21 protein-coding genes and 1 pseudogene are annotated in these 22587 nt (G+C 72.2%); 11 read left to right on the forward strand and 11 right to left on the reverse strand.

Annotation, left to right across the window (positions count from 1 at the left end; translation table 11 throughout):
• Positions 1 to 6: 6 nt before the first annotated feature.
• Positions 7 to 1113 (reverse strand): PP2C family protein-serine/threonine phosphatase, encoded by a 1107-nt coding sequence (locus ACZ5NH_RS00280; RefSeq protein WP_468772031.1) that lies wholly within the window; start codon positions 1111 to 1113, stop codon positions 7 to 9.
• A gap of 252 nt (positions 1114 to 1365) precedes the next feature.
• On the opposite strand from ACZ5NH_RS00280, the gene ACZ5NH_RS00285 reads away from it, so the two are divergent.
• On the forward strand, positions 1366 to 2274 hold the full coding sequence (locus tag ACZ5NH_RS00285; RefSeq protein WP_468772033.1) for a GNAT family N-acetyltransferase: 909 nt from the start codon (positions 1366 to 1368) through the stop codon (positions 2272 to 2274).
• Positions 2275 to 2397: 123 nt separating this feature from the next.
• Here ACZ5NH_RS00285 and ACZ5NH_RS00290 read toward each other — a convergent pair whose 3' ends face one another.
• From ACZ5NH_RS00290 to ACZ5NH_RS00305, 4 genes are all read right to left on the reverse strand, one after another.
• The gene (locus ACZ5NH_RS00290; RefSeq protein ID WP_468772035.1) at positions 2398 to 3300 is read right to left on the reverse strand and encodes a Gfo/Idh/MocA family protein; all 903 of its coding nucleotides are present in this window, start codon (positions 3298 to 3300) and stop codon (positions 2398 to 2400) included.
• Positions 3301 to 3335: 35 nt separating this feature from the next.
• Positions 3336 to 4319 (reverse strand): ATP-grasp ribosomal peptide maturase, encoded by a 984-nt coding sequence (tgmB, locus tag ACZ5NH_RS00295; RefSeq protein WP_468772036.1) that lies wholly within the window; start codon positions 4317 to 4319, stop codon positions 3336 to 3338.
• Between the two features lie 16 nt (positions 4320 to 4335).
• A complete protein-coding gene (gene tgmA / locus ACZ5NH_RS00300) occupies positions 4336 to 4527 on the reverse strand; it encodes a putative ATP-grasp-modified RiPP (protein WP_020938095.1) in 192 nt (63 codons plus the stop codon).
• A 180-nt stretch (positions 4528 to 4707) separates the two neighbouring features.
• Positions 4708 to 5550 carry a fructosamine kinase family protein gene (locus ACZ5NH_RS00305; protein ID WP_468772650.1) on the reverse strand — a complete coding sequence of 281 codons (843 nt, stop codon included), beginning with the start codon at positions 5548 to 5550 and terminating at the stop codon, positions 4708 to 4710.
• Between the two features lie 226 nt (positions 5551 to 5776).
• Here ACZ5NH_RS00305 and ACZ5NH_RS00310 point away from each other — a divergent pair, with 226 nt between their 5' ends.
• Positions 5777 to 6484: a cyclodityrosine synthase gene (locus ACZ5NH_RS00310; RefSeq protein ID WP_468772038.1), complete on the forward strand. Its 708-nt coding sequence runs from the start codon at positions 5777 to 5779 to the stop codon at positions 6482 to 6484.
• Entirely contained in the window at positions 6481 to 7692 is a 1212-nt protein-coding gene (locus tag ACZ5NH_RS00315) for a cytochrome P450 (RefSeq protein WP_468772040.1), read from the forward strand. The genes ACZ5NH_RS00310 and ACZ5NH_RS00315 overlap by 4 nt, the downstream gene beginning before the upstream one ends.
• Positions 7693 to 8051: 359 nt before the next feature.
• Here the strand turns inward: ACZ5NH_RS00315 and ACZ5NH_RS00320 are convergent, their stop codons facing one another.
• Both ACZ5NH_RS00320 and ACZ5NH_RS00325 read right to left on the reverse strand, forming a co-directional pair.
• A complete protein-coding gene (locus tag ACZ5NH_RS00320) occupies positions 8052 to 8930 on the reverse strand; it encodes an SCO6745 family protein (protein WP_468772042.1) in 879 nt (292 codons plus the stop codon).
• Positions 8931 to 9395: 465 nt separating this feature from the next.
• A complete protein-coding gene (locus ACZ5NH_RS00325) occupies positions 9396 to 9998 on the reverse strand; it encodes a hypothetical protein (RefSeq protein WP_468772043.1) in 603 nt (200 codons plus the stop codon).
• Here ACZ5NH_RS00325 and ACZ5NH_RS00330 point away from each other — a divergent pair.
• Both ACZ5NH_RS00330 and ACZ5NH_RS00335 read left to right on the forward strand, forming a co-directional pair.
• A complete protein-coding gene (locus tag ACZ5NH_RS00330; protein WP_468772045.1) occupies positions 9993 to 10301 on the forward strand; it encodes a hypothetical protein in 309 nt (102 codons plus the stop codon). The genes ACZ5NH_RS00325 and ACZ5NH_RS00330 overlap by 6 nt on opposite strands.
• A gap of 204 nt (positions 10302 to 10505) precedes the next feature.
• Positions 10506 to 11285, forward strand: coding sequence for a class F sortase (locus tag ACZ5NH_RS00335; RefSeq protein WP_468772047.1), 780 nt, complete (start codon positions 10506 to 10508; stop codon positions 11283 to 11285).
• Positions 11286 to 11300: 15 nt separating this feature from the next.
• Here ACZ5NH_RS00335 and ACZ5NH_RS00340 read toward each other — a convergent pair whose 3' ends face one another.
• The 3 genes and pseudogenes from ACZ5NH_RS00340 to ACZ5NH_RS00350 all read right to left on the reverse strand — a co-directional run bounded on the left by ACZ5NH_RS00340 (position 11301) and on the right by ACZ5NH_RS00350 (position 13245).
• The gene (locus ACZ5NH_RS00340; protein ID WP_468772048.1) at positions 11301 to 12467 is read right to left on the reverse strand and encodes a GDSL-type esterase/lipase family protein; all 1167 of its coding nucleotides are present in this window, start codon (positions 12465 to 12467) and stop codon (positions 11301 to 11303) included.
• Between the two features lie 24 nt (positions 12468 to 12491).
• A pseudogene (locus ACZ5NH_RS00345) lies at positions 12492 to 12635 on the reverse strand (TetR family transcriptional regulator); the annotation flags it as partial.
• A gap of 259 nt (positions 12636 to 12894) precedes the next feature.
• Positions 12895 to 13245 (reverse strand): winged helix-turn-helix transcriptional regulator, encoded by a 351-nt coding sequence (locus ACZ5NH_RS00350; RefSeq protein ID WP_451004642.1) that lies wholly within the window; start codon positions 13243 to 13245, stop codon positions 12895 to 12897.
• Between the two features lie 67 nt (positions 13246 to 13312).
• Between ACZ5NH_RS00350 and ACZ5NH_RS00355 the strand changes: the two genes are divergently transcribed.
• The 3 genes from ACZ5NH_RS00355 (at position 13313) to ACZ5NH_RS00365 (ending at position 17812) form a co-directional block, all read left to right on the forward strand.
• Positions 13313 to 14200: an NAD(P)-dependent oxidoreductase gene (locus tag ACZ5NH_RS00355; protein WP_468772051.1), complete on the forward strand. Its 888-nt coding sequence runs from the start codon at positions 13313 to 13315 to the stop codon at positions 14198 to 14200.
• A 548-nt stretch (positions 14201 to 14748) separates the two neighbouring features.
• A complete protein-coding gene (locus tag ACZ5NH_RS00360) occupies positions 14749 to 15702 on the forward strand; it encodes a LysR family transcriptional regulator (protein ID WP_388629451.1) in 954 nt (317 codons plus the stop codon).
• A 148-nt stretch (positions 15703 to 15850) separates the two neighbouring features.
• On the forward strand, positions 15851 to 17812 hold the full coding sequence (locus tag ACZ5NH_RS00365) for a collagenase (protein WP_468772053.1): 1962 nt from the start codon (positions 15851 to 15853) through the stop codon (positions 17810 to 17812).
• Between the two features lie 74 nt (positions 17813 to 17886).
• Here the strand turns inward: ACZ5NH_RS00365 and ACZ5NH_RS00370 are convergent, their stop codons facing one another.
• Positions 17887 to 19332 carry a glyceraldehyde-3-phosphate dehydrogenase gene (locus tag ACZ5NH_RS00370; RefSeq protein ID WP_468772055.1) on the reverse strand — a complete coding sequence of 482 codons (1446 nt, stop codon included), beginning with the start codon at positions 19330 to 19332 and terminating at the stop codon, positions 17887 to 17889.
• 184 nt (positions 19333 to 19516) lie between these two features.
• Between ACZ5NH_RS00370 and ACZ5NH_RS00375 the strand changes: the two genes are divergently transcribed.
• From ACZ5NH_RS00375 to ACZ5NH_RS00385, 3 genes are all read left to right on the forward strand, one after another.
• Complete coding sequence (locus ACZ5NH_RS00375) at positions 19517 to 20731, forward strand: glycosyltransferase family 39 protein (protein WP_468772057.1); 1215 nt, start codon at positions 19517 to 19519, stop codon at positions 20729 to 20731.
• Between the two features lie 467 nt (positions 20732 to 21198).
• Positions 21199 to 21519, forward strand: coding sequence for a hypothetical protein (locus tag ACZ5NH_RS00380; protein ID WP_388629464.1), 321 nt, complete (start codon positions 21199 to 21201; stop codon positions 21517 to 21519).
• A 119-nt stretch (positions 21520 to 21638) separates the two neighbouring features.
• On the forward strand, positions 21639 to 22469 hold the full coding sequence (locus tag ACZ5NH_RS00385) for a PP2C family protein-serine/threonine phosphatase (protein ID WP_468772059.1): 831 nt from the start codon (positions 21639 to 21641) through the stop codon (positions 22467 to 22469).
• Positions 22470 to 22587: the final 118 nt, after the last annotated feature.

Genomic DNA, 22587 nt, shown 5'->3' on the forward strand with positions numbered 1-22587 from the left:
GGGCGGTCAGCCGGGCGGCGGTGCGGGCGCCAGCATCAGCATGGTGACGTCGTCCCGGACCTCGTAACCGTGCCGCAGGAGGTCCGTCCACAGCGCCCCCGGCAGCTCGGCGGACGCCGTGCCGCTCAGGGCGGTCAGCCGCGTCGGCAGCGGATAGAAGCCGCCCTCGGCGTCCCGCGCCTCCCACACCCCGTCGGAGGCCAGGAAGAGCCGGTCGCCCGGCCCGAGCGCCATGGTGCACTCCTTCGGCGGGTCGGCGCCGACCAGCCCGATCCCCAGCGGCGGTCCCGGCACGACCGTCACCTCCAGTGCCTCCTCCCCGTGCAGCAGCACGGGCACCGGATGACCGCAGGTCACCACCCGCACCGCACCCCCGTCGGGGGAGAACTCCAGCAGCACCCCGGTGGCGAACAGCTCCGCGTGCCGCACGTCCGCCGAGTCCACCGCCAGCCTGCGGTCCATGCGCGCGGCGACCGACTCCAGGCCCGGTTCGTCCAGCACCGCCTCCCGGAACGCGCCCAGCAGCGACACCACCGTCGCGACCGCCGACAGCCCGTGCCCCTGCACATCCCCCATCACCGCGCGCACACCGTACGGCCCGTCCCGTACGTCGAAGAAGTCCCCGCCCACCAGCGTCCCGTCCTGCGCGGCCCGGTAGAAGCCCGCGCAGCCCACGTTCCCGACCCGCTCCGGCAGGAGCGGCATCACGGCCCGCTGCACGGCCTCGCCGATCGCCCGCTCCGTGTCCAGCTGGGCGTCCCGCCGACTGCGCACATAGGACACGAACACACTCAGCGCGGCCACGAACACGATGCTGAGCAGATCGGTGTTGCCCGGGCGGTTCAGATGCGTGGCCGGCACGTTCAGCACCGCGACCACCCCGAGACCGAGGACCGCGGTGGCCAGTGGGCCGTACGACAGGACCGCCAGCGGCGGAATCGCCCCGAGCAGGAAACCGGCGTCCCGCGCGCCCGGAGTGATCAGCGTGGCCGTCGTGACGGCCGCGAGCAGCAGCACGGGCAGTACCCGTACCCACCACGGCGGCGGCGCGCCCCGCAACCAGCCGCGATCCTCCCGGTCCCGACGCGACGACCTGCCGCGCACCGACTTCACATCCCCAAGCTACGCCGACCTCCGCACCCGGGCCTCCCGCTGACCCCTCGACCCTCGTGCGGTCGGATAAGGGATGGACGCCCCGTGCGCGGCCCGCATAGCCTGTGCGGGCACGCCCGAGACGGATGGAAGGAGGCGAGCGTCATGGCCACTGTCGTTCCGCGCTCCCACCTCCCCGTCACCCGGGTGTGCCACGCCTGACCGGGAGCGCGTCCCCGCCGCCGCACCGCGGCAAGCATCCCGGAGGAATCCATGGCCACCCTGGTCATCCGCGCGCTCGACGAGAGCACCGCGCACCTTTTCGACACCATGCCCGACCCGCTGGCGTTCCGTGACAAGCACCGCAGCACCCGCTACCGCCCCGACTGGCAGCGCATCGCCGTGCGCGACGGCCGCACCGTGGCCCGGGCCGCCTGGTGGGGCCGTCCCGAGGACTCCGAGCCGCTCCTGATCAACTGGTTCGACGTGGCCGAGGGCGAGGAGGAGGCCGGAGCCGAACTCCTGCGGACGGCGCCCTGGCAGACCGAGGAACTGGAACTCGACCTGCCCTCCGGCTGGCGTGACGACCCGGGACTGCGGGCAGCCGTCGACATCCGGACCGCCGCCGCACGCGCGGCCGGCTATGCACCACTGGTGGAGCGATTCCTGTACCGCTGGACCCCGGACCGGGGCCTGCCCGAGCGGCCCGGCCGTCTGGTCTTCGCCGCCGAACCGGACGACGCCGTGTTCCACGACCTGCTGCGCCGCATCCACTCGGTCACCCTGGACGCCCACGCCCGCCGGGCCGTCGCGCAGGGCGGGCCGGACCTGGCCGCACGGCAGGAACTGGACCTCTTCCACTGGTTTCCGTCCCCGCGCGCCTGGTGGCAGATCGCCCGCACCCCCGAGGGCGAGCCCGCCGGCATCCACATCCCCGCGCGCAATCCGTCCGGACCCTGCGTCGGCTTCATCGGCGTCGTGCCGGAACAACGGGGCCACGGCTACGCCTATGACCTGCTCACCGAGTGCACCCACTTCCTGGCGGCCCAGGGCGCCGACTTCATCGCCGCCGCCACCGACCGGACCAACTTCCCCATGGCCGCACACTTCACCAGGGCCGGCTATCCCGTCGTACGGGAGCGCATCAACTTCTGGGCCGACGGCGTTGTCGGCGCCGGGTGACAAGCGGGCCGTCAGTGGTGGTCTGCCGCAGGTTCTGGGCTCGGGGTGAGCCGGAGCGGTCCGGCTCACCCCGAGCACCGGCACCGACGGCGACGGCGCGAGTCCGCCGGCCTCGGTCACCGGTCAGTCGGTCGGCCCCGCATCGCTGGCGTCGGTCAGGTGGGCCTGCGCTGTCGCCAGGATCTCGGTGACGCGGAGGCCGAAGGCGGCGTCGCAGGTATGGGGGCGGCCCGTGCGGGCGGCCGTGAGCAGGGCGTCGGTGGCGCGGGAGAGCGCCGGGACCGCTCCTTCGGAACTCCCCGGCATCAGCGTCACGCCCGCCTCGCCCCGCAGTTCCACATCGGCCCCGGCCGCCGCCGGCGGCGCGGTCAGGCTCAGCGTGAGCGTGCTCGACGCGCCGGTGGCATGGTCGAGGACCAGGTGCACGGTGTCCGCCGGACCGTGCCCCGCCGCCACGACCTGCCGTACGTCGCCGAGGACCGGCAGCAGCACCGACAGGGCGTGCGGGCCGACGTCCCACAGTGCGCCCTTCTCCCGCCGCCACGGCGAGGCCGCGAACGGGCTGTCGGAGGTGAAGACGGCCCCCAGCCACTGCGCGCGGGCCGTGAACCAGCCCGCCACGGACGCCTGTTCCTCGATCCAGGCGTCCGGCTCCTTCTGGAAGCGCGCGGTGAAGAACACCACCGAGGCCACCCCGGCCCGCTCCACCGCGGCCACGACGGCCCGCCCCTCGGCCACCGACACCGCGAGCGGCTTGTCCAGCAGCAGGTGACGGCCCGCCCGCGCGGCGCGCACCGCCAACTCGGCCTGCACGGACGGCGGCAGGGCCACGGCGACGGCGTCCACGTCGGCCAGCAGCGCGTCCACGTCGTCGAACGCGGGTACGTCGTACTGCTCGGCCAGCGACGTGGCGGCCTGCGGACGGCGGCCCCACACCCCGGCGAACTCCACGCCGGGGTGCCCGGCGAGGGCGGGGGCGTACGCCGCCTGGGCCCACGGGCCCGTCCCCAGCAGTCCGATACGCATGTGTCGTTCCCTTCTCCGAGCCGATCCCCGCACCCTCAAGAGCCTGCGCTCCGGTTGACCTCTGCACACCTGGCGCCCGGATCCCCGTCCGCAGCAAGCCAGTTGGCGATCGTGGCGGCGATGGGCTGACCTGTGTCCATCTCGACGAAACCGAACTGACCCGACTGGTTGCACTCCAGGAACCACCAGATCCCGTCGGCGTCCTCGGCGAAGTCGAATGCGCCGTAAGCCAGTTCCGCGCCCCTCATGTACCGCCGTACGCCCTCGGCGACCCGCGGGGGCACGTCCGCGGGCAGCCAGGGAGAGACCGACTGGGCGAAACGGACGTCCACGTCGTCCGGGTGGGCGTCCGGGTCGGCGGGTTTGCGCGCGGCCAGCAGCGTGTCGCCGACGACGGTGAGCCGGATGTCGGCCCGTTTGGGGACCCGGCGCTGCAGCAGCGTCGGACCGAAGGCCACCGCCGAGAAGTCGGTGTCCGGTGCGACCCGGCTGGTCGGCACCGCACGCGGCGGCTCCTGTGGATGCGCGCCGGACACCGGCTTGACCACCAGATCCGGGAAGCGCTCCGCGAACTCCCGGGCCGCCTGCGGGAAAGTGGTGATCAGCGTGGCCGGCACCGCGAGGCCGCTGTCCTGGGCGAGATGCAGCTGCCAGGGCTTGTGGCGGGCGCGGCGGGCCGCGTCCGGATGGTTCATCCAGCGCGCGTCGGTCGTGCGCAGCATGCCGTACAGCGCCTGCGACGACTCCTCCGTCAGCCAGGCGGACGGCTGGGCGGCCCGGGCGGCGGCGTCGCCGGGCCTGCGCACCCAGACGGAGCGCAGGCCGCCCATGCTCACCAGGCGCCCGCCGACGGACAGATGTCCACGGCAGGCGCCCCGCACGTACTCGCCCGACAGCGCCACCCCGTTGGTCAGATCGGCGGGGTCGAGCCGGACGACGGGCACACCGGCCTCGCCCAGCCGGAGGACCACCATGTCCGCCGTCACGTCCTCTTCACTGGTCAGGATGAGCACGGTCATCTTCCAGGGCCCGCGTTCAGTCGTCGAAGTGCGTCTTGGAACCGGCCGTCGAGGTCGTGGTCCCCAGTGCCCTCAGGGTCGCGTGGTCGGTGGCGGCGATCCGCCCGTCCGGGAGGACGTTCAACTGCAGTCCGGAGTCATACGCATACGGAGTGGTGACGTCCAACTGCACAGCGGGGCGCGCGTAGTTGAGCGTGAACGGTTGCATGGTCTCTCCCTGATTCGGCTTTCACGTCCTTATACGAATCGAACGGGTGATTGGTTTCCTCACGCTGAGTAACCATGGGTCGGAGGGGGTGCCGACGGGCACCGCAGAACGGCATGCCTGCATGGCCGATGACGCCGGTGAAGCCCAGGACGTTGCGCTTCCGCCAGGGAAAGGCGGCGGTCACTCCGCGAGCGACAGGGCGTGCTGTGCCACCGTCAAAGCACGTTCCGCATATCCGCGTCCGAACAGCACGGCGTGGACCAGCAGTGGGAACAGCTGGTGCACGCCCACTCGGTCGCGCCGGCCGGGTGCGAGCGGTGCCATCTCCTCGTACCCCGCGAGCACCCGGTCCAGATGGGGGCAGCCGAAGAGCTGGAGCATCGCGAGGTCCGTCTCCCGGTGGCCGCCGTGCGCGGCCGGGTCGATGAGCCGGACCTCGCCGTCGGCGCCCCACAGCACGTTCCCGTTCCACAGATCGCCGTGCAGGCGCGCGGGCGGCTCGGCCGGCCCGGCCAGATCCGGCAGGCGCGCGCAGACCCGCTCGAACACGGCCGCCTCGCCCGGGCGGAGCGTGCCGCGGTCGACCGCGCCGCGCACATACGGCAGCACACGGTGCTCGGCGTACCAGCCGGGCCAGTCGTCGCCCGGCGCGTTGCGCATGGGGGCGAGGCCGATGAACGCGTCCTCGGGGCCGCCGGGCGGCGCAGCTCCGAAATCCGAAGCACCCGCGGCGTGCAGGGCGGCCAGGGCCTGGCCGAAATGATGCGCCGCCTCGGGGTCGGGCCGTCCGGTCGGCACCCACTCCGTCACCATCCAGCGTCGGTCGTGACCGAGCACGGCCGGCACCCGGACGGCGTGCGCCTCGGCCAGCCAGCGCAGCCCCGCCACCTCCGCGCGTACGGCCCCGGGCGCCTCACCGCGCTTGACCATCACCGTCGTGCCGCCGTCCAGCGTCACCTCGGCCGGCGGCCCGGAGGCCGCCCGTGCGTCGGTGACCGGGCGTCCGGTGAGCCGGGACGCCACCTGTCCCGGATCCTCACGATCCTCGTCTCGGTTGCCCACAGCCTCAGCGTAGGGCCCGCAACAGGGGCCTGCCGCAGGTGACTTCGACCATTGCTACGACTGTTTTCGGTCAAACCGGGGCGGTAACTACCCGTGCTGATGCCGTACCGCTAGCGTGAGGGCGCCGCGTCGCCACACCAGGGGCACTGGGCTCCGCCGGGACTAGCGCGCGGCGGAGGCTTTCCCCTTGACCACAGCATCCGTGCTGATGGCCGACGTCTTCGAAGTCCAGCCGTACACCTCTCACTGCGAGGTCATCCTGGACGAGGGCGCACACGCCGTGATCGGCGTGTCGCCGGGCAACAGCTATTTCTCCGCCCGCCGCCTGCGCGACCTCGCCCGCTGGGGACTGGACCACTTCGACAGGGTCGACTTCGTCTACACCGACCTGTTCGTCGCCGAGATGTACGAGGCGTCCGGCTATCCACCGGACGAGGCCCGGCGCAAGGCCGTGAAGAACCTGCGCGGGGTGCGCGCCAAGGTCCGTGACGCGGTGTCGGCGGCCGATCCGGAGGGTCTGCGGATGGACTGGCATCCGATGTCCGAGTTCCGCACCAACCCCGCCTACCAGGACATCCATCGGGAGCTCCAGGCGCGCCTTGCCTCCGACGGGGCCTTCCGGGCCGTCTGCGACGCCCTGGTGAATCGTTTCCTCAGTGCGCGTGGCGAGACGCCCACCCAGCGGCAGCGGGCCGTGTGTCTGGAGTACGTCTGTGCCGAGGCGCCGCTGTTCCTGGACACCCCCGCGATCCTCAAGGTGCCCTCCTCGCTCAACTGCTACCACCAACTGCTGCCGATGGCCGAGCTGTTGTACTCCCGTGGCGCCGGTCTGCGCGCCTCCCGCAACCAGGGCCACGCCATCGTCACCCCCGCCCTCGAAGGAACCGCCGCATGACCACCGCCCCCGGCGCCCGCGCCGACCACCCGCCCCTGCTCGACTTCCCGTTCTCCTGGGACGGCACCCAGGTTCCCGCCGAGGTGGAGCACCTGCGCGCCACCACCCCCGTACGGCGCGTGCGGACCATCGCCGGCGACGAGGCCTGGCTGGTGTCGTCGTACGACCTGTGCGCCCAGATCCTGAAGGACGACCGGTTCTCCCTCAAGGACACCTCCGCCCCCGGGGTGCCCAGGCAGTACGCGCTCACGATCCCGCCCGAGGTCGTGAACAACATGGGCAACATCACCGGCGCCGGGCTGCGCCGGGCCGTGCTGAAGGCGCTCAACCCGAAGTCGCCGGGCCTGATGGAGTGGCTGCGCGGGGAGGCCCACCGGCTGGTGGACCGGCTGCTGGCCGACGGCCCGACGGCCGACCTGCGCGGAGGGTTCTGCGAGCCGTACTCGGCGGGCATGCACTGCCGCGTCCTCGGCATCCCGCAGAGCGAGGCCCCGGGCTTTGTGCGCAGCCTCGACATCGCCTTCATGAATTCGGCGTGCCCGGTCACCGGCGCCAAGATCAACTGGGACCGGGACATCGCCCGGATGACGGCCCTGCTCGACGACCCGGCGACCCACGGTCTGATGGGCGAACTGGCGGCCCTGCGCGACGACCCCGACTACGCCCACCTCACCGACGAGATGCTGGCCACCGTGGGCGTCACCATGTTCGGCGCGGGTGTGATCTCCACGTCCGGCTTCCTCGCGATGGCCCTGGTCCACCTGCTCACCCACCCCATCGCCCGCGACCTCCTCAGGGACCGCCCGGACCTGATCGGCCCCGGCGTGGAGGAGTTGCTGCGGGTCAACCTCTCCATCGGGGACGCCCTGCCCCGCCTCGCCCTGGAGGACGTCCGGCTGGGCGATGTCGTCATACGCGAGGGCGAACTCGTCCTGGTGCTGGTGGAGGGCGCCAACCTCGATCCGGAGAAGTTCCCCGACCCGCACCGCTTCGACGTCCACCGCGACAACATCGCCGACCACCTCTCCTTCGGCGGCGGCGCCCACTACTGTCCCGCGACCGCACTCGGCCGCGCCCACGCCCGGATCGCCCTGGAGGTCCTCCTGCACCGCCTGCCGGACCTCGCGCTCGCCGTACCACCCGCCCAACTGGTCTGGCGCACGGGCTTCATGAAGCGAATCCCCGAGCGACTACCGGTGACCTGGTAAATCACGCCGCCGGCCGTCCGTACGACGCCCCCGACCCGACCCGACGCGGCCGGGCGGGGGCGTCGGGAGATCCACCGGAGGGCGGGTGGCGGTCTGTGGGGGTCGGCCCTGGGACTGGTTTCCGGCGGCCTCGACCGGCCGGAGGGCGGGCGGCGGTCTGCGAGGCCGGCCCCGGACCTGGTATCCGGCGGGCTGCGCTGGACCACCACCCACCCTCCCCAACGGCACAACCCCGGACCGGCCAGGGCGCGGTCGACGACTTGATGGGGTTCCGCCCTGGGGCATCGCAGACAGGTTTGATCGGAGGGCGGGCGGGTGTGCGCTTCCTGGGCGTTCCCGGCGGGCGGCCCGGGGCTTGGTCAGTGGGCGGCCGGGTGGGTGCCCCGGGTCAGGCCCACCGGGTTGGTCGGTGGCAGCAGGCCCGAGGTCTCGACGATGTGGGCCAGCGGATCCAGCAGGTCCGCCAGGCGTGTGGTGCGGTCGGTGCCGAGGGCGGTCCAGGGGCCTTCGGCCGCCGCGTCCGTCAGCGCTTCCACCTCCGCGCGTACGGCCGCGCCGGCCGGAGTGAGCGACCCGTCGGCTTCGAGCAGGCCCTGCTCCCGCAGGCGCGCCCCGGCCGCATCCCAGTCCGCCTGCTCCCACTTGCGCGTCTCCCGCAGAAAGGCCCCGTCGGATTCGCCGGCGGCCGCCTTGAGCACCATGGCCTCGACCGGCCCGAGTCCCTGACTCACCAGCACCGCGACATGCGCGTCACCCCGGTGCTCCCGCAGGGTGGTCAGGCCCTGCCACAGCCGCGCGGTGGGGCGCTCCGGGCGGTCCAGGGCCTGGTTGGCCGCGGCCAGCACCCGCCCCGTGGTGTCCGCCGCCGCGGCGGCCTCCCAGGCCAGGTCGGCAGCCTCGGTGAACTCGGCGGAGCCGACGGTGTCCGCTCCGAACAGACCGGTCATCGCCGCGTCCAGGGCGTCCTGGCGGGCGGCCAGCACATCGGCGGGAGTCGCGTACGTCCAGGCGTCCGGCAGGGCCCGGGCCACCCGGGCGGGATGGAACACATAGAAACAGCTCGTCACGACGGACGGCGGGACCGCACCGAGCGGCGCCGCCCGCAGCGCGAAGTACCCCATCCAGAATCCGCGCATCCCGAGCGCGTCCGCCGCGCGGTGCGCCTCCGGTGCGAAGTACACGAGACCGTGCACCGGTTCGTACCGCTCCCACAGGGCCCGCGCCATCGCGTCCGCCACCGCTTCCTCCCACCGCGTCGACCTGTTGTGCTGCCAGCACCAGACTCCGTTATGACTTCGGTCATAACAAGAGGGGCGGGGCCTCCCGCGTTGGGTCCGGCCGGATCTCAGCCGGGCAGAGGCCAAGTCCGTCGCGATGTGGTGCTCCGGCCGACCTTCCCGGCGGCCGGCTCGTGCCCACACGGCCGTACGGGTGATCCGGCGACCGATCTCTCGGCCGTGTGGCTGATGTTGCCCTCGGGGGCGGCTCCCCGGTTCTTCCGGTCGTACGGCACGGTCGACGGAACGACCCTTCGCTGCCTGGGGCCGGGCCGTGCTGCGTGCGTCGGTGAGTGCCGCGCGACACGCCGGGTGATTCGCCCGGACGGAGGGTCGCGGACGCGGGAGCACTGGGACAGACGGGTGGCGCGGTGACCCGGCTGGGTCGCTCGGATGGTGGGTGGCTGCACGTTCGCTGACGGTGGTTCATGTCGAGGCCGGGTCCATCCAGCTGATGAGGGATCCGCTGCCCGGCCACGACGGAAGGACATCGATATGCGTTCTGCCCGCATGCTTCTGGCCACGGCGGCAGCCACCGCCGCACTCACCTTCGGCGCGCCCAGTGCCGCCTTCGCCGTTCCCGCGGGTGACGACGGAGGCCGCGACGACTCCTCCTACAGCCGGGACCACGACCGCGGTTCCGACGACGACCACGGCCGCGGTTCCGACGACGACCACGGCCGCGGTTCCGACGACGACCACGGCCGCGGTTCCGACGACGACCACGGCCGCGAAAATGATCACGGCGACAAGGACGACAAGGGACGCGGACACGACGAGCCGCGCGGCGGGATCCACACAGGTGGCGGGGCGCTGGCCGCTGTGCGGGGTGACGACCGCGGCGACGACCGCGGCGACGATGACGACCATGGTCGGGGCGAGGACCACGGCCGCGGCGACGAACATGGGAGCGATGACGACCACGGTCGCGGTGACGACCACGGTCGGAGCGGCCACGACGACGGCCGCGGACACCACGAGCCGCATGGCGGTGTCCACACCGGTGGCGGTGCGCTCGCCGCGGTGCACGGCGACGACTGGGGTTCGGGTGGCGACGGCGGCGGCTACGGCGGCGGCTACGGCGGCGGCGGTCGTGACGGCGGCGGGGACGGCGGCGGTCGTGACGGCGGCGGGGACGGCGGCGGCTGGGGCGGCGGTGGTGACGGCGGCTACGGCGGTCGTGACGGCGGCGGGCCGCGCGGTGGCATGCACACCGGCGGCGGCGCGCTCGCCACTCCCGGCGTCACCGCGGGCGGCCTGGCCGTACTGGCCGCCGGCGCAGGCGGTATGTACCTGCTGCGCCGCAAGAAGGGCGGCCAGCAGGCGTCCTGACGGAACGACTCCCCGCAAAGGCTGCGGCCGCCGCCGGCGAGCCCACCGCGTCGGCGGCCCGCACCCGCAGGGCTTCCCCCACGTCTGTGTGCACACCGTCCCCCAGCGCAGGCCCCCCTGTACGTCCCTCCCTCCGCGCCGGGAAACGTTCCGGCGCCCTTGTCCAGATCCCCGTGCTGCCGTGCCCGAGTGAGGTGGTGTCCGATGGCAGCAGATCCCTCCTCCCCGACCCCCGCGGGACCGCAGGCGGACGGGCGGAGTTCCGGCCATGGCGGGCGGCGGCTGACGCTGATGGGCGTGGCGATCGTCCTCCTCGCCGTCAGCGTGTTCGGCGGCCACCACACGTCGGACGGCTCACCGCAGGCGTCCCATGGCGCGGGCGCGAGCGCCGCCGCGCCGGCCGACCCGCAGCTGGGCGACCCGCAACAGGCCGACCCGCAGCAGGCCGACCCGCAGCAGGGCGACCCGCGTCAGGGCGACCCGCGTCAGGCCGACCCGAGTCAGGCCGATCCGCCGCCCGCCGGCCCGGAGCTGCCCAGGTCCGCACCGACCCGTCTGCTCATCCCGAAGATCTCCGTCAACGCCCCCTTCACCACCCTGACCCTCGGCGCCTCGGGGCAGCTCAATCCGCCACCGGCAGCCGACACCAACCTCGTCGGCTGGTACGCCAAGGGCGCCTCGCCCGGTGAGAAGGGCACCGCGATCATCGCCGGGCACGTCGACACGAAGACCTCCGCGGCCGTCTTCGCCCGCCTGGAACAGCTGAAGCGCGGCGACCACTTCACCGTGGAGCGCGCCGACGGACGCGACGCCGAATTCGTCGTGGACGACGAGGAGACGTTCGCCAAGGACGACTTCCCCAGCAAGCGGGTCTACGCCGACGCCCGGCGCGCCGAGGTGCGGCTGATCACCTGCGCGGGGGCGTACGACCACAAGGCCAAGGACTACACCGACAACCTCGTGGTCTTCGCCCACCTGGTGTGAGGCGGCCCGTACGGGTCAGGAGACGCCGTCCGCGAAGGGGCCGCCCGGCCCGAACGCCAGCGCCGCGAACCGCTCGCCCATCCGGCGGTGCGCGGCGGCGTCCGGGTGGAGGCCGTCGGGCAGCGGCAGTTCGCCGAAGTCCGCCTCGCCGTACAGCTCACGGCCGTCGAGGTGGTGCAGCCGCGGGTCCTCGGCCGAGCGCTCGCGCACGATCCGGGCCAGCTCCCCCCGGATGACTTCCAGGGTGAGCTTTCCGCCCGCCTTCTCCGCCGGGTCCCCGGCGGCCCGGAACCGCAGCCGGCCCTCGCTCAGCGCGGAGTAGTCCGGGAGGCTGGGGCCCGGCGTGTCCTCATGGATGGGGCACAGGATCGGCGAGACGACGAGCAGCGGTGTGTCGGGGTGCCCGTCGCGGACGGTGTCGAGGAAACCGTGGACGGCGGGACCGAACGCGCGCAGCCGCATCAGATCGGTGTTGACCACGTTGATGCCGAGTTTGACGCTGATCAGGTCGGCCGGGGTGTCGCGCAGCGCCCGAGCGGTGAACGGGTCGAGCAGGGCACTGCCGCCCAGCCCCAGATTGATCAGCTCCGCCCCGCCGAGGGACGCGGCGAGCGCCGGCCAGGTGGTCGTCGGGCTCGCGGCGTCCGAGCCGTGGCTGATGGAACTGCCGTGGTGCAGCCACACCTTGCGGCCCTGGTGCGGTACGGCTTCCACGGGCGCGTCGGTGCGCAGGGCGACGAGTTCGGTCGTCTCGTTGTGCGGCAGCCAGATCTCCACGACCTTGAGGGTGCCGGGCAGCCCGGAGAAGCGGACGGTGCCGACCCGGCCCGGCCGGTGCTCGGCCGTACCGGTGGTCATGTCGATGGTGAGCGTGTGGCCGCCGGCGACCCGGCCGCTGCCGGCCGGACGTCCGTCGACGAGCAGGTCGTACACGCCGTCCGGGCGCGGCGGTGCGCCGACGTAGACCCGCTTGGTCGGCAGGGTGTCCAGCTCGACGGTGGTCGCGCGGGTGCGGAAGACCAGCCGTACACCGGAGGGCTGGGACTCCGCCATGGCCAGCTGGGGGTCGGCGCACTGGGCCCGGGCGCGGGCCGGCAGCCGGTGCGGCAGCAGTCCCCGGGCGGTGCGTTCCAGATCGAGGGCGCCGCGCACGAGGTCGGGGGTGAGCGGGGTGGTGTGCATGGTGTCGGCCTGCGTGTCCAGGGGTCAGGGGGTGGGCCAGTTGCGCAGCAGGTTATCGAGGGCGTCCAGGATCCGGGTCCAGGACTCCTGGGAGTCGGGGGCACCGTGGCTGAACGGTTCGGTGCCGGAGAGCGAGGACCAGCCGGGGAACGTGGCGGTGGTGGCGCGGGCGTACTGACCGGCGCGGCCGGATCTGCCGTCAGGTGAGCAGGGCGGCCGCCAAGCCGCGCCCGACTGCTGCGAGTCCGAGCAACAGGTCGTCGCAGTCGAGGAGTTGCGCTCTCACACCCGGTCGGGACGCGGGCGGCCGGCGTCCGCGCATACCCACCTTTTTGTGCGTACTTGGCAGCCGGTGCCCGGCCGGGAGAGGCTGTTTCGCGAGGCCGGAGGACAGGGTGCCAGTACGAGAGGAGGTGGCGGTGGTGTGTCAGGACGCCGTTCCGCGTTCGCCGAGTCGTTCCAGCCGGCGGTGTCCCCAGTCGGACACGGGGCCGAGGGCGTCGGACAGGTCGCGGCCGAAGCCGGTCAGCGTGTACACGGTCTTCGGCGGCAGGACGTCGTACACCTCCCGATGCACCAGGCCGTCCTCCTCCATCTCACGCAGCGCCTGAGTCAGCACCTTCTCGCTCAACCCCGGCAGCCGGCGCCGTAGTTCGGCGGGCCGGTGCGGGCCGGACTCCAGCAGCCACAGCAGGGACGTCTTCCACTTGCCGTCGATCACGGCGATCGCGGCGGTCACGCCACAGACGTTGGGGTCCTGAGCGCGGCTGCGAGTCATCGGCGTCCTCTTCTGTTCCCCGTCAGGCCGTAAGGCCACGTTCCTTTGCACATACAGGAGTTGAAACATGTCCACGTCCACGAATCTTCCTTCCGTCACCGTGCTCGGTCTCGGCCCGATGGGCCGCTCGCTCGCCGGGAGCTTCCTGAGAGCGGGGCTGCGGACCACGGTGTGGAACCGCACACCGGGCAAGGACCGGGAGCTGATCGCGCAGGGGGCGGCCGGCGCCGGATCGGCCGAGGAGGCCGTGGCGGCCGGGGACCTGACCGTGATCTGCGTGGTCAACTACGACGCGGTCGACGCCCTTTTGCGGCCCGAGCCGGTCACCCGGTCGCTCAAGGACCGTACCGTCGTGAACCTGACCGCCGACACCCCGGGCCGGGCCCGCGAGACGGCGCGCTGGGCGGCCGCGCACGGCATCCGCTACCTGGACGGCGCGATCATGACCCCCGCGCCCAGCATCGGCACACCCGAGGCGGTCTTCCTGCACAGCGGACCGCGGGCCCTGTACGAGGAGCAGCGGCCCGTGCTGGAGGCACTGGGCGGCACGCACACCCATCTCGGCGAGGAGATCGGACGCGCCGCCACCTTCGACATCGCGCTGCTCGACCTCTTCTGGACGGCGATGGCCGGCTTTGCCCACGCCGTGGCGATCGCCCGGGCCGAGGGCGTCACCGCCGGGGAGCTCGCACCCTTCGCGCAGGGCATCGGCGCGATCCTGCCGCCGCTCTTCGCCGAGTTCGCGCGGGACGCCGACGACGGCTCCTATTCCGGGGCGATCAACCCCCTCACCTCGGCTGCCTCGACCATGGCCCATGTCGTCGCCGTCTCGGAGACGCACGGCATCGACGCGGGCGTGATGCGCGCGGTGGAAGGCATGACCCGCCGCACCATCGGCCTCGGCCACGGCACGGACGGTTTCATCCGGGTGGCGGAGGTACTGGGCCGGCAGTGAGGCGGTCTGGGGGCCGGGGGCCGGGGAGGGCCGGCAGCGAGGCGAACGGGGTCGGTCGAGGCCCGCGGGAGGGGGGCGGCACTGAGGTGGTCCGCACGGGTCGGATCCGGGGGAAGGCCGGCACGGAGCCATCCCCCCGGCCCCGGCCGTCGCCGCGCCGAGCCGCCCGTACGGTGGCGCACTTTGCGCTGGACGAGGAGAACAGAGGTCGTCGGCGCGGCCGCGAGGCTCCGACTCGGGGTCGACGCCGTCCCGCCCGCATCGACCACCCCGCTCAGTGGCTCCTTCGCGTCCCGACCGCTGCGAGCCCAGCCGTGCGGAAGCCCACCGCGCGGTCGCCCGGCCCGGACGGGCGTAGGCCTTCTCGGAGTTGCTCAGGCGCCGCGCGGGGACCGGTCCGGCTCTGCAACCCGGTGGGCACAGGTCGGCGGACCTGCGACTTGTGCCTGGCGCGGCGCAGTGCGACGCTTCGGTCCGCCGGTCGCGACCACGGCCGGCGATGGCTGTGCGCACGGGACCGGCCGGGGACCGAAACGGGGAGTGGGGCGATGGAGCTGGAGCTGCGGCACCTGCGGGTGCTGTGCGCGATCGCCGACGCGGGAAGTGTGGGTCGCGCCGCGGCACAGCTCGGCTACTCGCAGCCCGCCGTGAGCACCCAGCTGCGGCGCATCGAGCGGCACCTCGGCGAGCCGCTCTTCGAGCGCGGCACGAGCGGAGTGCGGCCCACCCGCTACGGCGCCGAGGTCGTCGCCCAGGCCCGTGACGTGCTGACCCGCGCCGACGCCATCGGCCACCGCCCGGCAGCCGCACGGGCCCGCCGTACCCTGCGCGTGGCGGCGACCAACTCACCCATGCTGTCCGGCACGATCTCCCGCGTCCGTACCCGGCTGCCGGAGCTGTCCCTCGCCGTCACGAGCGTCTACGCCTCCTCGCGGATCGTCGAGCTGCTGGAGGAGGGCGCGGTGGACGCGGCCATCGCCGCCGACTATCCGGGTATGGAACTGCGCCACTCCGGCGCGGTCCGGCACCGCGGGATCGTCACCGAGCCGACGTTCGTCGCCCTGCCCTCCCGGCACCGGCTGCGGCAGTGCGCCCAGGTCCAGCTCGCCGATCTGGCCGAGGACGCGTGGTTCGTGACCCCGGACGACGGCGCCGGCTGGCCCGGGGTGTTCTACGACGCCTGTGCGGCGGCCGGTTTCACCCCGGTCACCGTGCATGAGTTCCTCGGCGACCAGACCCAGCTGCAGAGCATGATCGCCGACGGCCTCGGGGTGTCCCTCGTACAGCCGACGCTGCGGCCGATCCCACACGTCGTGGTCAAGCCGTTGGCCGGTTCCCCGCTGTGGTGCCGTTATGTGCTGGCCTGGCGGCCCGACACCGTCACCGAGGAGGCCGTGGAGGCACTGTCCCAGTCCGCGACCGCCGCCTACCGCGACCTCGTCGCCCAGGCACCCCATCTGCGGGCCTGGGCCTCGCGCACCTGGAGCGTCACCGGAGCCTAGCGGCAGGTCAAAGACGGACCGCGATGTTATGCGCGCGCAGTGTCATGTGCTATGTCACACGGCATTGTTGGGGCGGGCGGCCCGCTGAGACAGTGCCTCACACGCCTCAACACCCCACAGAGGCGCATCCCTTCGTGGAGGAATCCAGATGCGCTATCGCTTCGCGCTGCCCAGACGCATGCCCGGCCGCGGCCACCGTCGTGCGGCCACACGCACGACCGGCGCCGCGGTCGTCTGTGTCACCGTGGCCGGACTGCTGTCCACGCCCGCGCTGGCGGCCCCGCGGCAGCACACCGCTGCCGTCACCGCGCCCCGAAAGCACGCGTCAACGCCGTCGCCGACAGGTGCGACCACACCCGTCACCGAGCGTCCCGAGAGCCGGGCCCGGCGGCTCAGCCCGGCCGAACTCCCGCCTCTGCAGCCCCTCTCGGCCCACCCGGACCGCAGGGCGGCCAAGGCGGCGGCCTCCTGCACTCCGGCCGACTTCGGCAGCCGTACCGGCTCCGCCCTCGTGTCCTTCGTGAAGGCCTCGTCCACGGACTGCGTCAACACCCTGTTCTCGGTGACCGGCAAGGACGCCCACGACGTCTTCCGCCAGGCCCAGATGCTCAGCGTGGCGGCCGCGTACACCCGCACGGCCAAGCTGTACCGCGGCGACGACTCCGGCAGCCTGGAGCAGCTGGTCCTCTTCCTGCGGGCCGGTTACTACGTGCAGTTCAACCATGCCGCGGACGTGGGCGCGTACACCACCCGCCTCACCACGGCCGTCACGGCCGGCCTGGACGCCTTCTTCGCCCGGTCGCACTCGCGTGATGTCACGGCGGTCAACGGCGACATCCTCGGCGAGACCGTCATCCTCACCGACAGCGCCGACCAGCAGGGCCGCTATCTCTCCGTGTACCGGCGGCTGCTGAACGACTACGACAGCTCGTACGACGCCGTCGACAGCATGGTCAGGGCCGTCAACGACGTCTACACCCCGCTGTGGCGCGGCAACTGGAACCCTGACTACGTCAAGGCGGTCGAGGCCGACCCGGGCATCATCGGCACTCTGGACGACTTCGCGCTCGCCAACACCGACCTGCTCGGTACCGATCGGGCGTTCCTGGACTCCAACGCCGGGATGAACCTGGCCCGTTATGTCGAGCACCCCGAACTGCGGGACACGGTCCGCCCGTTGACCAAGGACCTGCTGGACGAGACCGCGATGACCGGCCCCACGGCCGGGCTCTGGGTCGCCGTGGCCACGCAGGCGAACGCCTACGACAGCGCCAACTGCGCCTACTACGACGTCTGCGACCTGCCCGGCAAGCTGACCAGAGCCGTCCTGCCGGTCAGCCGCCAGTGCGACGCGAACGTCAGCATCCTCGCCCAGTCGCTGACCGCCGCCGACCTCGACGCCGCCTGCGCGAGTGTGCTCAACCAGAGCGCCTACTTCCGCGGCGTGGTGAAGGCCGACGGAGCGATACCCGGCCAGTACGTGTCCACCATCCAGCTCGTGGTCTTCGCCGGCCGCACCGACTACCAGACCTACGCCGGCCCGATCTACGGCATCAGCACCGACAACGGCGGCATGACCCTGGACGGCGACCCGTCCGACCCGGCCAACCACGTCACCTCGATCATGTACCAGAAGAACTACGACGACGGTTTCACGGCCCGCATCTGGAACCTCAACCACGAGTACACGCACTTCCTCGACGGCCGCGACGACATGAAGGGCGCCTTCGACCAGCAGATCTCGGTGCCGGACATCTGGTGGATCGAGGGCCTGGCCGAGTACGTGTCCTACAGCTACCGCGGCCTCGCCGACGACCAGGCGATCCAGGAAGCCGCCAAGCACACGTACAAGCTGAGCACCCTGTTCCAGAGCACCTACGACAACAGCGACGTGATCCGCACCTACCCGTGGGGCTACCTCGCCGTGCGCTACATGGCCGAGAACCACCCGGACGACCTCCAGCGCATGCTCGCCCGCTTCCGCGTCGGTGACTACGCCGGCGGATACGCCGTCTACCACGACGGCATCGGCACCCGCTACGACGCCGACTTCGACCAGTGGCTCACCGCGTGCGCCGCGGGCGCCTGTGCCAGGCCGGCGAAGGCCTGACCGCACGCGCCCCAGCAGGGCGGCCGCCGACCGGAAACCCCGGTCGGCGGCCGTACAACTGTCGACGAAGCGGATCAGACCGCCGTAGCCGGGTACGTCGGGTACTCCACGCCCGAGACGTGCTGGACGACCCGGACCACCTGGCAGGAGTAGCCGAACTCGTTGTCGTACCAGAGGTAGAGGATCGCGTTGTCGCCGTCGACCTTGAGGGCGCCGGCGTCCACGATCGAGGCGTGGCGCGAGCCGATGAAGTCGCTGGAGACCGCGTCGGGCGCCGTGATGAAGTCGATCTGGCGCTTGAGCGGCGAGGTCAGCGACACCTCGCGCAGGTAGTCGTGGACCTCCTCGCGGGTGGTCTCGCGGGCCAGCTGCAAGTTGAGGATCGCGATAGAAACGTCCGGCACCGGGACCCGGATCGAGCTGCCGCTGATCTTCGCCTTGAGGTCCGGCAGCGCCTTGGCCACGGCGGAGGCGGCACCGGTCTCGGTGATCACCATGTTGAGCGGCGCGGAGCGGCCACGGCGCTCGGACTTGTGGTAGTTGTCCAGCAGGTTCTGGTCGTTGGTGAACGAGTGGACGGTCTCCACGTGACCGCGCAGCACGCCGTACTCGTCGTCCATCGCCTTCAGCGGCGGGACGATCGCGTTGGTGGTGCAGGAGGCGCAGGACAGGATCTGCTCGTCGGGCTTGATGGTGTCGTGGTTGACGCCGTGCACGATGTTCGGGACGTCGCCCTTGCCCGGCGCGGTCAGCACGACCTTCTCGATGCCGGGGCGCAGGTGCTTGGACAGGCCCTCGCGGTCGCGCCACTTGCCGGTGTTGTCGATGAGGATGGCGTCCCGGATGCCGTACTCGGTGTAGTCCACGTGCGACGGGTCGTCGGCGTAGATCACCTTGATCTCGTTGCCGTTGGCCACGATCGTGCTGGTGGCCTCGTCGACGGTGATCGTGCCCTGGAACTGGCCGTGGATGGAGTCGCGGCGCAGCAGCGAGGCGCGCTTGACGATGTCCTGGGCGCCGCCGCCGCGCACCACGATGGCGCGCAGCCGCAGACCGTTGCCGGAGCCGGACTTCTCGATCAGCAGGCGGGCGACGAGCCGGCCGATGCGGCCGAAGCCGTACAGGACGACGTCGCGCGGCTCACGGCGCTCGATCTTGTTGGCACCGGTGGCACCGGCGACGGCCTCGGCGGTGAACTGCTCGACGCTCACACCACGCTCGTCGGCCTTGTACATCGTGGCGAGCATGCCGAGGTCGATCTGGGAGGGCCCGAGGTCGAGGGCGGTCAGGGCCTCCAGGAACGGCATCGTCTCGGTGACCGACAGCTCCGCGCCGTCGATCTGCCGGGCGAAGCGGTGCGTCTTGAGGATGCTGACCACCGACTTGTTCACCAAGGAGCGGCTGTGCAGCAGGACGGTCACGTCCCGCTCGCGGTGCAGCTTCCCGATGAGCGGGATCATCGACTCCGCGATCTCCTCGCGGATCTTCCAGTTGGTGAACGAGTCGTCGTTGACAGTCACGGATCCATCTTTCGAGCTAGGGAGCGCTCATATGGTAACCACACCCCTCAAGTGCTCCTTCCGGGGGTGGTGAAGTAAGGGATTTGCACCTATTCCTTGACCGATTCCTGAATCAGGGTGGAAGTCCGTAAGAAACCCGAGTCGTGGATTGCTCGTCTTACCTGGCGTGCCCAAGGTCAAGAGAGTGAGCACCTCCTCAGTACCGCGTCCCGAGTCGGCCGCCCCGTCCCCGTCCCGGCCCCTGCGCCCTCCGACCCTGCCCTGGATCACCCGGCGTGGAATTCCCGAGGGGGCGCTCCGGGCCCTCGCCCTGTTCGCGGCCGTCCGGCTCGCGGGGATCATCGTGGTGATCATCACCAACGCCGTCCGGGGGCATCCGCTCGTCAAGAGCCTCGCCCACTCCTGGGACTCCCGCTGGTATCTGCACATCGCCGCCCAGGGTTACGGCCACAAGATCTGGATCACCCCGCAGGGCGCAGTCCAGAGCGACTGGGCGTTCTTCCCGCTGTACCCGGAGCTGATCCGGGCGCTGACCACGGTCCTGCCGTTCACCCCCGGCCAGGCCGCGCTGCTCATCTCCTGGATCGCCGCCGGCGTGGCGGCGTACGGCGTGTATGCCATCGGCCACCACCTCTACGGGCGCGGGGTCGCCACCGCGCTGGTCGCCCTGTGGGCCGTGATGCCGCACTCCGTCGAACTGACCATCGCCTACACCGAGTCGCTGTTCGCGGCCCTCGCCGTCTGGTCCCTGTACTGCGTACTCAAGGGCCGCTGGCTGTGGGCCGGTGCACTGGCCGCGCTGGCGGGTCTGTCCCGGCCGAGCGGTTTCGCGGTGGCGGGGGCCGTCTGCATCGCGGCCGCGTACGAGGTCGTGCGGCAGCGCGGCCGGGCCCCGGCGAGCGTGTGGGCCGGTGCGGTGCTGGCCCCGCTGGGCTGGCTCGGCTATGTGCTGTGGGTGGGCAGCCAGACGGGAGACCTGCTCGGCGGCTACTTCAAGGTGCAGAGCGCCTGGGACTCCCGGTTCGACTTCGGTGTCGGCTCGGCACGCTTCACGAAGGCCCTGCTGCTGCACGGGGGCGATGCCGTCTATCCGGCGGCCCTGGTGATCGTCGCGGCCGGCGTGCTGCTGTTCGCGCTGCTGTGCCTGGAACGCGCCCCTCTCGCCCTGGTGGTCTTCGCCGGGATCCTGGTCCTGCTCGTGGTCGGCGGCTCCGGCTCCTTCTCCTCCAAGCCGAGGTTCCTGCTGCCCGCCTTCCCGCTGCTCATCCCCATGGCCCGGGCGCTGACCCGGACCTGGCGGGTCCGGCCGGCCCACGCCGTGGTCGTCTACGCCGGCCTCACCGTCGCGTCCCTGCTGTTCGGCGCCTTCGTGACGGTGGTGGCCCACTCCCCGCTGTGAGCCACCACCTGCTCCTCACGCGGGCTGCCGCTCCCGCCGGCCGGTGAGCAGCGCGGCACCCATCCGGCACCGAGCCCGGTCACGTGGCGTGACCAGTGGTGAGAGGTGGGTAAGGGTACGGAAAGTGGCGCCGTTCACGAGCGAGGTGAGGCACAGCGTCACGAGCGGCCGGTGCCGGCGCGGCACCTGCGGTTCGGCGCGTACGGCACCCCCGGGCCGTCCGGCTCCCCCGGGCTGCCCGGATCCCCCGGGCTGCCCGGCACCGACCGCGCGATCGCGGCCCGTGGTGGCCCGGACAGCAGCCCGACGGGCAGGAAACCGGCGTCGGGCGGCGCCGGCTCTCTGCCCCTTCGGACCGGCGCGGCTCCGGCCCCGACCCGGGTACGTAGGCCGTACCGGGGAGGGGCAGTGTTGTGCGAAGGCCGTGAATCGGGGTAGGCGGGGGGACGCCCGAGGAAAGGACCGTCATGACGACCTACGTGATCAGCGTCCCCGGCACCTTCACCGCGGACATCGGGACGGACACCCGGACCCGCCTGGCCAGGGCGCTCAGCCCCGCGGATCCGCACGGCACCCGGATGGGCAGCGCCGAGGGCCTGGACGTGCTCCGAGTCAACGAGGACAACACCTTCACCCTCCGTCTGACAGTCGAGGCGGACACCGGCCCGCACGCCGAACAGGAGGCCCGCCGGCTCGCCGGCTCCGCCCTCCGGGACGCGGGGCTGGACGAGCGGAGCGCGCCACTCGGGCCTGCCGTGATCACCGGGATCGACTCCGAGGTGCGCTGACGGCGAGCCGTACCGCGGCCGCTCGCAGAGCGAGATCATCCGATATAGGTAAAATCTAGGCATTTGCCGAAAGTCAGGCGGAGGGCCAGGGACGGCCACCGCCCCGCCGGAAGTGATCGATGCCCCGCAAGCGCTCCACGGACGAAGGCGATGAGCTGCTGGCCAGACTCGGCTCGCTCACCGCCCAGGCACGGGAGCGCGCGGAGCTCCAGCGCACCCAGGTGGAGCTGGCCATCGCCCTGCAGCGCGGCATGCTGCCCCGCGACCTGCCCACCGCACCGGGCCTGCACCTCGCCGTCCGCTACACACCGGCCAACCTCGGCCTGAACGTGGGCGGCGACTGGTACGACGCGTTCGCCCTGCCCGACGGGCGGATCGGACTGGCCATCGGTGACGTCCAGGGGCACAACATCGAGGCCGCCGCGTTCATGGGCCAGGTGCGGGCCGGGCTCCGCGCCCTCGCCTCCATGACCAGCGAGCCGGGCGAACTCCTCGCCCGCACCAACGACCTGCTGCTGGCGCTGGGCGGTGAACTGTTCGCCACCTGCACCTTCATGCGCCTCGACCTGGCCAGCGGAGTGCTGGAGAGCGCACGGGCCGGCCACATCCCGTTCGTGTGGGCCACGGCGGACGGCAAGTCCGGCGTCGTCGACGACGAGGGCGGGCCGCCGCTCGGCATCGACAAGGGCATGGAGTTCCCGGTGAGCAGGCACCGGCTCACCACGGGCGGCGTGTTCGTGCTGCTCACCGACGGCGTGGTGGAGGGCCCCTCGCTGAACATGGAGGACGGCCTCGACCAGGTGGTCCGCCTCGCCGGCATCGCCGCCGTCGCCGGCCTGGAGGCCCACGCCCTGGCCGCCGCCGTGATCAAGGGCGCCGAGAGCGTCGGCCACGAGGACGACGCGGCCGTCCTCGTCGTGGGCCTGGAGGGCCCCGGAAACCATCCGTGACGGGTGTGGCCCCACCACGGTGGATACGGGTGCCGGAGGACGGAGCGGGCCGGTCGGCACCGCTCCCGTGATTCAGCCATAGGGCCGGACCGAACCGGCTCTCGCCTCGCCGAGCCGG

The organism is Streptomyces sp. NPDC031426, assembly GCF_055581585.1.